The 12,752-nt window shown below is 42.6% G+C and carries 11 protein-coding genes; 6 read left to right on the top strand and 5 right to left on the bottom strand.

The window, feature by feature from the left end:
• Positions 1-9: 9 nt before the first annotated feature.
• The 3 genes from C5749_RS02105 to C5749_RS02095 all read right to left on the bottom strand — a co-directional run bounded on the left by C5749_RS02105 (position 10) and on the right by C5749_RS02095 (position 3,514).
• Positions 10-1,119, bottom strand: a complete 1,110-nt coding sequence (locus C5749_RS02105; protein ID WP_105722572.1) for a FecR family protein — start codon at positions 1,117-1,119, stop codon at positions 10-12.
• A gap of 97 nt (positions 1,120-1,216) precedes the next feature.
• A complete protein-coding gene (locus tag C5749_RS02100; RefSeq protein WP_105722570.1) occupies positions 1,217-1,843 on the bottom strand; it encodes an RNA polymerase sigma factor in 627 nt (208 codons plus the stop codon).
• Positions 1,844-1,966: 123 nt separating this feature from the next.
• Entirely contained in the window at positions 1,967-3,514 is a 1,548-nt protein-coding gene (locus C5749_RS02095) for a sulfatase family protein (protein WP_105722568.1), read from the bottom strand.
• Between the two features lie 273 nt (positions 3,515-3,787).
• Here C5749_RS02095 and C5749_RS02090 point away from each other — a divergent pair, with 273 nt between their 5' ends.
• The 3 genes from C5749_RS02090 (at position 3,788) to C5749_RS02080 (ending at position 7,165) form a co-directional block, all read left to right on the top strand.
• Positions 3,788-5,482, top strand: coding sequence for a tetratricopeptide repeat-containing sensor histidine kinase (locus C5749_RS02090; RefSeq protein WP_181151255.1), 1,695 nt, complete (start codon positions 3,788-3,790; stop codon positions 5,480-5,482).
• 2 nt (positions 5,483-5,484) lie between these two features.
• Positions 5,485-6,246 (top strand): LytR/AlgR family response regulator transcription factor, encoded by a 762-nt coding sequence (locus tag C5749_RS02085; protein ID WP_105722564.1) that lies wholly within the window; start codon positions 5,485-5,487, stop codon positions 6,244-6,246.
• A 103-nt stretch (positions 6,247-6,349) separates the two neighbouring features.
• Positions 6,350-7,165: a hypothetical protein gene (locus C5749_RS02080; RefSeq protein ID WP_105722562.1), complete on the top strand. Its 816-nt coding sequence runs from the start codon at positions 6,350-6,352 to the stop codon at positions 7,163-7,165.
• Here C5749_RS02080 and C5749_RS02075 read toward each other — a convergent pair.
• Positions 7,162-9,564 (bottom strand): TonB-dependent receptor, encoded by a 2,403-nt coding sequence (locus tag C5749_RS02075; protein ID WP_105722560.1) that lies wholly within the window; start codon positions 9,562-9,564, stop codon positions 7,162-7,164. The genes C5749_RS02080 and C5749_RS02075 overlap by 4 nt on opposite strands.
• A gap of 185 nt (positions 9,565-9,749) precedes the next feature.
• On the opposite strand from C5749_RS02075, the gene C5749_RS02070 reads away from it, so the two are divergent.
• The 3 genes from C5749_RS02070 to budA all read left to right on the top strand — a co-directional run bounded on the left by C5749_RS02070 (position 9,750) and on the right by budA (position 11,842).
• On the top strand, positions 9,750-9,944 hold the full coding sequence (locus tag C5749_RS02070) for an RNA polymerase sigma factor (RefSeq protein ID WP_105722558.1): 195 nt from the start codon (positions 9,750-9,752) through the stop codon (positions 9,942-9,944).
• A 301-nt stretch (positions 9,945-10,245) separates the two neighbouring features.
• Positions 10,246-10,995, top strand: a complete 750-nt coding sequence (locus C5749_RS02065; RefSeq protein WP_105722556.1) for an SDR family NAD(P)-dependent oxidoreductase — start codon at positions 10,246-10,248, stop codon at positions 10,993-10,995.
• A 55-nt stretch (positions 10,996-11,050) separates the two neighbouring features.
• The gene (gene budA / locus C5749_RS02060; RefSeq protein WP_219847880.1) at positions 11,051-11,842 is read left to right on the top strand and encodes an acetolactate decarboxylase; all 792 of its coding nucleotides are present in this window, start codon (positions 11,051-11,053) and stop codon (positions 11,840-11,842) included.
• Between the two features lie 120 nt (positions 11,843-11,962).
• Here budA and C5749_RS02055 read toward each other — a convergent pair whose 3' ends face one another.
• Positions 11,963-12,748 carry a tryptophan-rich sensory protein gene (locus C5749_RS02055; RefSeq protein WP_105722554.1) on the bottom strand — a complete coding sequence of 262 codons (786 nt, stop codon included), beginning with the start codon at positions 12,746-12,748 and terminating at the stop codon, positions 11,963-11,965.
• Between the last annotated feature and the right edge of the window lie 4 nt (positions 12,749-12,752).

Below are 12,752 nucleotides of genomic sequence, written 5' to 3'. Positions count from 1 at the left end.
ATTTATTTATTATTCAATTACTTTATTTCTAGTAGTGTCCAGTGTCTGATGGTGTACAGCAGTATTCTTTAAAAGGATTAGCACTTCATCCCTATCCCCGCTACCCCGTTGTAGGTCATTGACCAAGCAGATGGTAGACAATATGGTTTCCAAGTCGTCATCCGTCGAAAACTCGCCTGTAAACGTTAAGTTCCGTGGCACCGCTGGATCTATTCGGATAGCTGTATCAAATTTTATTGCGATCTGGCGGAGCACTTCTGTCAGATCCTGTCGATCAAATCGGAGATTTTGTCGTTGATCACTGCTGGCTATACGCTGGTCTGCGTTAGCCGGTTGCATAGTTGGTTTAGGTGCCACTACGTGATTCGTTAATACTGTTTTACCCGCCTCGTCGATATACAACTTTTCTCCCGCCGCTAGGTAAGTGTCTTGTATAGCCATCCGAGCTTCCTCCGAAGAGCGGATTACTACCTTTCCGGAAAGCAAGTGCACCGTCGTCTTATCTAGGTTTCTGCCGTCAACAATAAATTCCGTACCCAATGCTGTCGTTGTAAATCCATTGGCCATTACCTCAAAAGGTAACATACTGTCGCGTACCACCACAAATTTTCCTTCGCCCTTCAGCTGTATACTGCGGTTATGAATACCATAATTTTTATCATAACAGACCGCACTATGTGGCGAGAGTAATACGGCAGACCCGTCGCTCAATACATGTCTTAATGAATCTTGCTGTGAACTAACAGTATAGGTTTCCGGCGGCGGAGTTTCTGTGTATACAATTTCCGGTGCGATCTCGGTATTCTTTAGATTATAAAATATCCCAAGAACACCGAAGAGCATAATCACCGCAGCGGCGCTCACCCATTTATAGGGGTATATCTTTTTTACCGGCGTTTGCATACCCGCTTTGTTGCGGATTGCCTGCAACAGTTTAGCGGACTGCTTCGCGCTGAGCAACTCCGGGCTTTCGCCGGCATCGACAAATTCTGTTTTTAAGTGCCGCTGTAGGCCTGGCCGCTGGCCATCTAATTTATCAAGCAGATCTTTTGCTTCGGCTTTCGTTAGCCGGCCCTTCCAGAAAGCCTGGATACTCTTTCGCGTTTTGTTTCCCATCATATATAAATACGATGGGTCGCATCAGGAAGCAATGGTCTAGCTAGTTAAGAAATCATTACTAAAACGTAAAAATAAAAGCAACCGACGCTACCGTTTCTTACATATAGATACAAGCGGACAGAAGCAATAAGACTCCATTTTCGTAGGCATACGGATTACTCCCGGCTACATATTGCTTAATACTTTTGTTTGCTTGTTTAAGATACTCAGATACAGAATTGACCGATAAATCCAACATCTCCGCTACGCGTTCTTTGGAATATCCTTCATAGCGGCACAGTCGAAACACCTCCTTCTTACGAGGTGATAATTGCCCGATAGCCTCTTCCAATATGCGTAACTGTTCCGTTATGATGTCGTCTTGCTCCTGTACATCTTCAATATTCACGTAGAGCTTATCATAGTCTTCAACAAAATCAATGTGTTCCCTCAGCTTTCTTTTGAGAAAGTCCATGGACTTATTGAAACTAACGACGAACAACCAGTTCTCTAGCGGCCTATTTTTATCGATTTTATACCTATTTTGCCACAAACTCAGAAAAACATCTTGCAAAATTTCTTGTGCATGCTCGGGCGAGTGTACAACTTTAAGAATGTTTCCATATATTTTTTGGTGGTGGCGGTGGTATATGGAGGTGAAAGAGGATTCACTGCCATGGTTTAGCTGGATAATAGCTTCCGTTTCATCTAACTGTAAATAACATTCCATCTCTTTTGTCTCCATAGGGATCTCTTAGCAAGATTTTCGAGCATGGCAAAAATATCCTTTTCAGATTTCGACTGATAGCTTATTCATATTATGTTATTGTTAAATCGGTATAAGGTTTATGGAATAGGTCCTGTGTTGTTAAATCTCGCCAGCAGCACGAAGAATCTGTTCGGCTTCGCTATCTCCATATCTTAGGATCAGCCTCTGCAACCTGTCCTGCAAGGAGTCTAGTACGGAACTGTAGTCTGGGTCATCAATTACATTCGATAATTCATTCGGGTCCTTCTGTAGATCAAAAAGCTCCCAATTATTCAATTCACCATAAAATCTAACCAATTTATATCGGTCTGTACGAATACCGAAATGAGGATGAACGCGATGAGGCTGTGGGAATTCATAATAGTGGTAGTATCCAGCATCCCGCCATTGCACACTATCTTGATTGTTTATCAGCAAAGGTAAAAATGAGTTTCCTTGGATATCGTCGGGAATAGCTGCACCGGCCAAATCTAACACAGTTGGTGCCCAATCAATATTCAGCACAAGATCTTGAAGTTCTGACCCTGGTTTTACTACCCCAGGATATCGGAGCACAAAGGGCGTCTTTAACGATTCTTCGTAAATAAATCGTTTGTCAAACCAACCGTGCTCCCCTAAATAAAATCCTTGGTCCGAAGCATATATAACTACGGTATTTTCTGCTAAACCACTTTCGTCCAAATAATCTAATAGTTCGCCTATATTTCGGTCCAACGATTTCGCGGTAGAAAGATAATCTTTTAGATAGCGTTGATACTTCCACTCGACCAATTCCTTTCCTTTCAATTTCTTATCTATAAATTCCTTCGATATTTCCCCATAGTAATCCGACAACGATTCTGCTTGTTCGGACGTATACCGGCCTTTGAATACTTGTCCTACCTTCAAGTCCTGTCTTAATACCATGGTTTTGTCAATGGTCATGTCTTGATCCTTAGCAGCTGCTCTACCCGTGTAATCGTCGTAAAACGACTCCGGGATAGGAAAATCTACGCTATCAAAAGCCCCTAGATCTCGGATATCAGGCATCCATTCCCGATGTGTAGCTTTGTGTCCTACGACCAATAAGAAAGGCTTATCGCCATCTTGCTGTTCAATAAAATCCCTAGCGAAGGACGTGATGACATCGGTTACATAACCTTCATGCCTCACGGTATCTCCATTATTATGGATAAAATCCGGATTATAGTAATGTCCTTGTCCGGGTAGTATCTTAAAATAATTCAAAGCTTGGGTAGGCAATGTTCCCAAATGCCATTTACCAACCCACGCCGTATTATAACCGGCCTTTTGCAACTCCGTCGTGAAAAGCGTCTGGTTCAGATCAAAACTATTTTCGTTTGCCTTAAAACCGTTTTTATGACTGTATTTTCCAGTCAGTAAAGTCGCCCGACTAGGTCCACAGATACTGTTTGTCACCAGTTGATTTTTGAGGATCACCCCTTCGTTAGCTAACCGATCAATATTCGGCGTTTGCGTCAGCGTACTTCCATACGCACTTATTGCCTGGTAAGCGTGATCATCCGAAAAGATGAATATGATATTCGGTCGTTTACGTTTAACCAAATCCAGCTGTTGACCGAAGGTATATAACGACACACTCAATAATAATCCAGTAAAAATGCAGCTAACTATTTTTCTGTTCATAATCGTAAAAGCAAAGTTCTAAGTCCTGTTTACACAGCTCGCCCCTCAAAAATTCTCGGCCATGTTCTTTTAGGATATGGTCGCATAAAGTAACCTTATCCCCAAACGAAGATAATGATATTTTAGATTAGATACTTCCGACATTTCGGTAATTTCAACAATCTTATTACTTTTGTTGATAACACTGCATACATTTTGAATTATTTTTTCTAACACATGCAAGCCCAAAGCTTTAGTTTATGTTTCCTAAAATTAGGATGCTTCCTATTGTATATGTATGTACAAACCGCCGCAGGACAACATCAGCGCATGGCGGGATTTATCGACAGTGCAGACCTCTTGCTCCGGAAAGGCCTCATCGAAGAAAGTAAATCAATGTATAACGGCATTCTGTCTCGAGCTGAAATTAACGATATGCCGGACACCCTACTGTTACAAGCGCATCTCGGTATCGCCCGTGCTTGGCATATGAATCAACAACTAGACAGTTCACTCCAATCCTACTTGAAAGCACTGCAACTGGCTAAGTCGGCCGGCGCATCGTCATTTCAGGCAGACGCATACATGGGGATAGGGGTATTACAAGCACATGCCAAAAACTTTCCGAAAGCAATTCAATATTTAAAACAAGCCGATAGCCTCACAGCAGCGCCATCAGTTAAGAAGCTACAGATCAGGATCAATTTAGCTAACTCCCTTATGGAGGCAGATAAAGACGAAGAAGCTCTTCCGTATCTCCAAAGTTCGTTACAAACTGCCCAGGTTCTAAGTCAAGAAACGATACAAGCCATTATCCATACCAACCTCAGTAATCTGTTTATTAAAGCGAAGGATTGGCAGGCGGCCATTATCCATAGTAAAGAGAGCCTCCAAATTAGAGAAAAACTGCAGCAGCCACCCTCTATCATAACGTACAACAATTTAGGATATGCACTGACACAGTCTGGAGCACTAGAAGACGGAAAAAAAGCTTACCTCCGTGCACTTCCTGTCGCGCAGGGCACGCAACGGCAACAAGTACTCAAAAATTTAAAAGAACTTTCACTATTACAGAATGATCACCGCGCGGCGTTGCAATATTTCGAGGAATACGACCAGCTGAAAGACTCCATCCAGCAGCAAGAAATAGCGCAACGGGTTGCCGAGATAACAGAGACTTATGAAAGTGCAGAAAAATCCCGGCAGATCCAGTCATTACAGCTGGAAAACAAGACCAGAAGACAACAGCTCATCCTCGTTATAATTGGTAGTGTCCTCCTGATCCTGTTGATTTGTTTAGCAACATACCTTTATCTTAAAACCGAACAGGCAAAGCGAGAGCTTAGCCACACCAAGACAAGAAACCGGTTGTTGCTTGCGCAATTGAACCCCCATTTTATATTCAATTCGCTGCAGCACGTTCAACATTATCTTTACAAAAATGACAAAGAAACCTCCATGGCGTATCTGAGCAACTTCGCCCGTCTCATCCGATCGACCCTAGCACATTCGGATACCGATTGGATTTCCTTGGAGGAAGAGGTCGAGTTGTTAAAAAATTACCTTTACCTACAACGCCTGGCTATGCATAAACCTTTTCACTTTAATTTGCATGTCGGTCCCGAGGTAGACTTTTCCACGATACAGCTTCCGCCGATGCTCCTTCAACCCGTTGTTGAGAATGCGATTAAACATGGTATTACCGATCAGGCTGACGCCAATATCGAGATCAGTATCCATTTAGCGCAACAAAAATTGACCGTCAGTATTTCCGATAACGGAAAGGGTATATCGACGACCTCGCCAGATCGCTCCAACAATCTACACAAATCCATGGGTTCGCAACTCGTTAATAAAAGAATCCGCGAAATCAATAAACAGTATCCTGAATTTATACACTTACATACCGAAGAAGCATATCCTGATAAAACCTACCCGGGTACACGTGTTCAGTTTATCTTTGATATCAAACAAATTTCAAAAAATTGACGATGAAACCGAACATGACCTGTCTGCTTCTGGAAGATGATCACTTTACGATGGCGATGATGAAAGCTATCATCTCGGACATGCATCCAAAAATCAACATGATTTCCTGCTACCAAATTGCGGAAGCTGAGCAACACCTTCATTCCACAAAAATTGATTTTTGTATATTAGACATCAATCTTCCGGACGGGAATTCTTTTGATTGGTTGAAACGTATTTTCGACGGAACGACCTGTCCGTTCCGGATCATCTTTATAACTGCCTATTCGACTTATGCCGCCAAGGCATTTCGCTTCAATGCGTTAGATTTTGTAGTTAAACCCTTTTCGCCGACAGACCTCCAGACGGCAATCGATCGGGTACTGCAATCGATCAACGATGAATTTCGAAAACTCGAACTAGAACAAGCACTGCAAAACCTACAACAGAAAGATAATGAGGCACAGCGCTTAGTACTCAAAAGCCAAAAAACGACCCATATTTTACCTCTCGGCGAAATTCTATACCTGTCGGCAGACAACAACTATTGTAACTTCCATTTAACCGATGGCCGAATACTCCTAATTTCGCAACCACTAAAACACTACCATGACAGGCTACGCGATTTCGGTTTCTTACGTATTCACCAAAGCTATCTTGTAAACCAGCTATACATCACATCATTCACCAAGAAGACGAACCAACTCGTTATCCGAAATCAAGAAAGTTTACCCGTCGCACAAAGCCGTCGCGCAGAAATCATCAAGTACCTCGGTCGACCCTAGAAGGCTCAAATCCTCAAAACCTAGAGGCGAATCCTTAAGCACGATCCCACGCGCTCGCTTTTCTTTCTAAATAATAGTACATTAGTTGCACTAAAGAAAATTTATGAAAAAGGTCCTTATTCTAGTTTCTATATTAAGTATTACGCTCAGTAGCCATGCACAACTTTTGAAGAAGGTACAGCGTAAGATGGAAAATAAGATTGAAAAGTCGGTTGACGATCTTTTAAATAGTAAAGATCAGGGACAACAGCCTAACGCCGGGAATACTGGGGCAGCAAACACTTCCGGAACATTTGATATCCAGACTAAATCTGAGCCGTTCTTAGCGGGTAATGTCCTCATCTTTGAAGATCGATTAGATGATGATATTCCTGGCCGTATGGCAAAATATTGGCAAACGAACAGTACCGGCTCCGTAGTAGAGATCAAGGGTGTTGCCGGAAAATGGTTAAAACTCGCCGACCAAGCTTCATACCAGCTAGATACTTTATTACATCTACCTCAAAAATTCACGCTTGAGTTTGATTTACTGACACGCGCAGATCAAGCAAGTGATCTACGGTCAATCGATTTCGGATTTTCCAAGAACAACAGTACACGAAAGTATATCTACGGAACGTCGAATGAAACAAATGTGTACACCAGTTTACAATACTACTACGAAACCATCAATACAACCAGTAATAATAACAATAATAAAAGCAGGATTGAGTTTCCATTGAGTAACTATGCTAACGCAATCATGCATGTATCGGTGTCCGTAGATGGTAGCCGTATGCAAGTCTATATCGACGAGCATAAAGTGCTAGACGCTACTGTATTGGATCCTAGTGCACCCAAGCACTTTTTCTTATCCACGGAAAAATACCGAAATAATGCCACTGCCCTGATTAGTAATTTGCGCATTTATGGATTTTAAAACCGATAAGCGATACTTCCGAGAATATTTCGAGACATCATGGGATTTACCGTAGACCATCCTTTATAATACGTTCTATCAGTCAAATTATTAGCTTTTACTGCCAGCTCATAATTCCTATAGGTATAAGATAAGCTCGCATTGACCAATGTATAAGCAGGTATTATGAACGCACCTGTGGGTACGCTATTGGTAATCAAATTCTCACTTGCGTGGTTAACTCCCGCGCCGATACCGACACCGTTCAACAAACCTCGGTGTGCGGTATAGCTAGCCCACACATTGAATAAATTCCTCGGTCCAGCTTCCGTTGGGCGCAGGTTATTTACATTGGCATCAGCTTTGGTCAATTTACTGCTGTTATTGCTATAGGTAAGAATGATATCCAATCCCTCCATGGGAGCAGTGGTCAAATCAAATTCAACACCCCTGCTCAACCTTGTACCGTCTTGTACCGTAATATTATAGAATTGCCCGTCACGTTCAATTGATTCTGGCCTTGTTATGTTACTAACGGAAATATCATAGTAGCTTGCAGTCAGCACCATAAGGTTATTAAATAGGTTCAGCTTAACACCCGCTTCCCATTGTTCCGCCTGTTGGGGTTTAAAATCGCCAGAAATGTCTGGCAGCGATTGTACGATAGGTGCTACATTCTTAAATCCGTTCTGATAATTTCCAAAGATTGACATCCGGTCTTTCACAAGCTCATATACGAGCCCGGCCCTAGGTGAAAACGCCGTCTGGCTATAGGCTCCGCGTGTGGTGTCGGCATCAAAATCATAGGTTCCCTTATTATCGAAATAATCCATACGCAACGCCAAGTGCACATGCAGCGATGGTGTTACATCTAGCACATTGGATACATATGCTCCAAAAACCCCATTACGGCTACGGTTATTTGTTTCCGCACCATTAGACGCCGCGATTGCCGCGTCTATTTTCGCTGCGTTGAACGTATAATAATTAGGATCATCATAAGCGGTATTTATCCGGTCTACCAGAACGTATGGGGAATTATGGGTTTCCGCCTGCTGAAAAAGGTAGTCTACGCCAATCAATGTGCGGTTGCGCATAGCCCCTATCTTATAGTCTCCCACAAAGTTTTGTTGCGCGTTCACCACTTTTGCTACATAGTCCTGATCCGCCGCAAAGCGATCGATCAAGGTGTCATTGTCTGGTTGCAAAAACATCACATACTGAAAGTATCCATCCGATTTCCGTTGGTTGAAGCTTACCGTTGTATTAGAAGTCCACTGATCATTCATCCGATACACAGCATTTCCACGTATATTGGCCATTGGGTTCTTAAACGTGACATCATTATGTGTGTACGATTTATCAAAATCAAATTCGAGTTCCGTGGGTGTACGGGCGAAAAGCTCCCTACGGCGGTTTAGAAACACCATTAAGGGATTTGTTGCTTTATTTTGATAAATTTCCGCATCAAGCTGAATATCCAGCCGGTCATTCGCCTTGTACATCAACGACGGAGCGATGAAAAAAGATCGATTGAATCCTGCATCTTGAAAAGTACCCGTATTAGTAAAAGCCGCATTCACGCGTCCCAAAAGTTTGCGGTCTTTTGATAGTGGACCGTACACATCAGCCGTTACCCGATGTTGATCAAACGAGCCAAAAATATAGTTTATACGTCCGCCGATCGTATCCAATGGCTTTTTTGTTACGTTATTGATCAAACCACCAAAACCAATCGCGGCACCACCATACAGAGAACCGGAGGGGCCCTTGATAACCTCAATCATCTCTAGATTTGCCGGATCCGGGCTTGTACTCGCGATACTAACCACCCCGTTCACCATAGCAGCCTGTGATGTAAAGCCACGCAATGTATAATAGGAAGCCCCATCCCCGGGGCGGCCGGTGGCACCCCACAACTGATCCACACCAGAAACGTTCGCCAAAGCATTATCAAAACTGGTATTCACCTGGCTCTGCAACAGCTCTTTGGTAACAACGGCATACGATTGTGGATTTTCCAAGTTACGCAGGGGCATCTTAGCCACATAAGGACTGCTTTTCTTACTGTATTTATTCGATACGCCATAAATATTTATTTCCTCCAACGCAGATCTGTTTTCCGATAAATAAATTGTGGGGACTACTGTTCCACCCGGTCGTATATAAATTTGGCGTGACTGTGGCTTTATCCCCACAGCCGAAACAACTAAAACATACCTTCCCGTATCGATTCCGTTAAATGTGTAATTCCCATTTTGGTCGGTAAATGAAATTTTCTCGAAACCGTCTATTTTAACCGTAATCCCCATAGCAGGTTCGTTATCGGCGGAAAGAACTTTACCCTTAACTTCCACTTTTCGCTGCGCGTACAAAACAGTATGAGCTAGGACGCAGAGAACCATTAATATTTTTCGCATGACAAATCAAAATTGTTTAGACTGATTTTAAATTATGCGAATTTAGATTTATTCTAGATAAAAACAAAACAATTTTAAAATTTAAAAGACATAGTGTTAACATTACTAATTCGTCAAATTTAACGCTATCTTAATAGTAAAAACCGGTAATTTGTAGTCATATCGTATACGATTCAGAGAACATCATGACTAGAAGTCTGCTAGAACGTCGGTTTGAAACTTTATACGCTCAACAACATCGTATGTTGTACGCCTTCGTGCTAAAAAGAACAGGCAGCACTTATGTGGCTGAAGAAATCGTCCAAGCAACGTTTATACGATGGTGGGAACTTGTCTCTACAGGCAGGTCGGAAACGATGCAATCAGAACACGCATGGTAAAAGCCATACGAGAGCTTCGGCAACAGATCCGCCCGCATATTGACGGAAACCTAAGCGCCGCCCATCTATTCGTCCTTTCACTCATCGGCTTATGTAGACAGTAAAGTATCCTACGTCGACACGCAAATGTATCAGATTATTACCGTCAATGACGATTCGCTTATATACAAAGCATTTGACCTGAACGGCAAGTTGAAGGACGAATTTAGGTTGAAGTAAGAAACTAGACTTCCGAAAAAGAAGATTAGAATCTCGCACCTATTTAAATTTTCGTAAATTTAATCAATAAAAATTAATCACTATGAGTAAGTTACAAGATAAAGTGGCCTATGTCACGGGAGCCGGTTCCGGCATCGGCAAAGCCATTGCAATGCTATACGCACAAGAAGGAGCTAAAGTAGTTGTTTCAGATATCAACGAACCTCACGGAAATGAGGTGGTTGAACTTATCAAGAAAGAAGGCGGTGATGCTATTTTTGTAAAAGCAGATACGGCATCAGCAGAAGATGTAGAACGCCTGGTTACAAGGACCGTCGAACAATACGGCCGGTTGGACATTGCATGCAACAACGCGGGTATTGGCGGCACGCAGGCTATGGGTGCAGACGTGAGCATCGAAGACTGGAAAACCATTATCGACATCAACCTTAATGGCGTCTTCTATGGCTGCAAATACGCGACACAGCAAATGCTGAAAAATGGTGGCGGTGCCATTGTCAATATGGGATCTATCCACAGCATCACAGCGGTGCCGGCTTCGGTGGGTTATGCCACTGCTAAACATGCTGTGCTGGGATTAACGCGTAACTTTGGTGTGGAATATGCTAGTCAGAACATCAGAGTCAATGCAATCGGCCCAGGCTATATTGATACGCCTCTATTGGATCTTCTTCCTGCAGAGCAAAAGGATGCCTTAATAGCGAAACACCCGATTGGCAGGCTCGGTAAAGCAGAAGAAGTAGCTAACCTAGCGCTGTTTTTGAGCACGGATGAAGCCACATTCATTAATGGTAGCTACTACAATATAGATGGTGGCTATACAGCGGTATAAAACAAGACAAAGGTGCTTTGGAAAAAATGATAATCAAATATATACGATAAGAAAAATGAAATTAAGCAATATGCTGACTGCAGTCTTCATCTGCGTTAGTCTAAACGGCTTTTCACAACAAACCACGGCACCAAGACACAATATATTATACAATTATGGTGTTATCGAGGCTTTTATCGGTGGTCTTTACAAAGGTACGTTACCAATCAAAGACTTAAAACTAAAAGGCGATTTTGGCATCGGTGCTCCTGATATGTTGGACGGCGAACTGACGATGCTTGACGGAAAAGCATATCAGACAAAGGCTTCAGGCGAAACCGTACAATTAGACGACGTTTACAAAACCGCTTTTTCCACGGTTACTTTCTTCAAGGCAGACACCGTATTCCATGTTAATAATGCTACTGAACAAACGGATCTATTGGAAGCTATAAAAAACGAATTGTCGAGTGTAAATGGCATGTACGCCATTAAAATCACGGGCGAGTTCAATAAAATGAAAACACGAGCGTTTCCACCCGTGAAAAAAGAGCCTTTTCCCGTACTTTCCACGATTTTAGACAGACAACAATTTTTTGACATCCAAAACACCGCAGGGACATTGATTGGTTATCATCTCCCAGAATATTTGCAAGGAATACAGATAAGCGGTTTTCATCTGCATTTTCTTTCTGCCGACACCAAACAAGGCGGACACGTGTTAGACTTCAACGGCCAGAACCTGAAAATCGAAATTTCGGAACTGAAAAGCTTCGAATTGGATATACCGACAGATCACGGTTTTCAAAACTTTAAGTTTAGATCCAAACACGACGAAGCATTAAAACGAGTAGAGCAAGGGAAATAACGTCCATATCGGTCCACAAGATTATGGCATTGCCGGCAGCAACATACGTATCGTATCTATACATACGAATACAGGATACCGCAGGCGAAGATCTCAATCCTTACCGCGATAAGCATAGAATCAATGAAGAGCATCCTTTGAAAGCCTACGGTTTTTCATGGCATTGAGCACGATAAAAATAAGGATAACAAACGTGACAATATAACACGCATAGACCACGGTGCTACTCCCATCAGCCGTGTTATTAGCCACGGAAATCGCGATCAGGGCCCAGATGCCGACTAAGCCATATTCACGAAGATTACGCGTTACGATCATAAAAACATTGACTAAGCCCGCCACCCCTATCATAATAACGGTCCATGTCACCGCCGAAATGCCCCAGCCGTCCCAGCTTATCTTTGTGAGCCAAGCAGCAATATTGGCAATCAACGCAACAGACACCCAGCCCGCGTACAGTGCGAACGGCCAGAATACAAAAAGATATTTTCTAAACGGGTGATGATCCAATTCCATCCGTGTTACCAATATAATCCTCAAAAGGCAAGCAAACAGTGCGATCATAATGATTACCGAAAGCCCAAAATAATCATTTAACCATGCGACAACCCAGAGTACATTGGCTAGGCAACTCAGCACAAAAAGCCACCCTATTTTAAAAACAGTAAGATCCGTTTCCTTCTTTGTGAAAAGACTGCGCCCAGTATAGATAACGAAACCTAATAATCCGAGGTAAATAATCCCCCAGATCGAAAATGCGTATCCAGCCGGCGTGAAAAAATTAGCGTATCTATCCGACACCGTTCCCATAGTATTGCCGTTAAATATGCCTGTATTAGCATAATAATTGAGAAAAATGGTGATAATCAGAGCGACACCATTAGCTATGGGAAGCGTAGTTTTCATACAA

It is taken from the genome of Sphingobacterium gobiense (assembly GCF_002980575.1).
GTDB classification, from domain to species: Bacteria; Bacteroidota; Bacteroidia; order Sphingobacteriales; family Sphingobacteriaceae; genus Sphingobacterium; species Sphingobacterium gobiense.
Note: the sequence above shows the minus strand (reverse complement) of the source record. Positions and strands in the feature narration are given on the sequence as shown.

Coding starts and splice junctions, on each gene's coding strand:
- C5749_RS02065 (WP_105722556.1), top strand. CDS start 10,246: ATGAGTAAGTTACAAGATAAAGTGGCCTATGTCACGGGAGCCGGTTCC.
- C5749_RS02055 (WP_105722554.1), bottom strand. CDS start 12,748: ATGAAAACTACGCTTCCCATAGCTAATGGTGTCGCTCTGATTATCACC.
- C5749_RS02085 (WP_105722564.1), top strand. CDS start 5,485: ATGAAACCGAACATGACCTGTCTGCTTCTGGAAGATGATCACTTTACG.
- C5749_RS02095 (WP_105722568.1), bottom strand. CDS start 3,514: ATGAACAGAAAAATAGTTAGCTGCATTTTTACTGGATTATTATTGAGT.
- C5749_RS02075 (WP_105722560.1), bottom strand. CDS start 9,564: ATGCGAAAAATATTAATGGTTCTCTGCGTCCTAGCTCATACTGTTTTG.
- C5749_RS02080 (WP_105722562.1), top strand. CDS start 6,350: ATGAAAAAGGTCCTTATTCTAGTTTCTATATTAAGTATTACGCTCAGT.
- C5749_RS02070 (WP_105722558.1), top strand. CDS start 9,750: ATGACTAGAAGTCTGCTAGAACGTCGGTTTGAAACTTTATACGCTCAA.
- C5749_RS02100 (WP_105722570.1), bottom strand. CDS start 1,843: ATGGAGACAAAAGAGATGGAATGTTATTTACAGTTAGATGAAACGGAA.
- C5749_RS02105 (WP_105722572.1), bottom strand. CDS start 1,119: ATGATGGGAAACAAAACGCGAAAGAGTATCCAGGCTTTCTGGAAGGGC.
- budA (WP_219847880.1), top strand. CDS start 11,051: ATGAAATTAAGCAATATGCTGACTGCAGTCTTCATCTGCGTTAGTCTA.
- C5749_RS02090 (WP_181151255.1), top strand. CDS start 3,788: ATGTATGTACAAACCGCCGCAGGACAACATCAGCGCATGGCGGGATTT.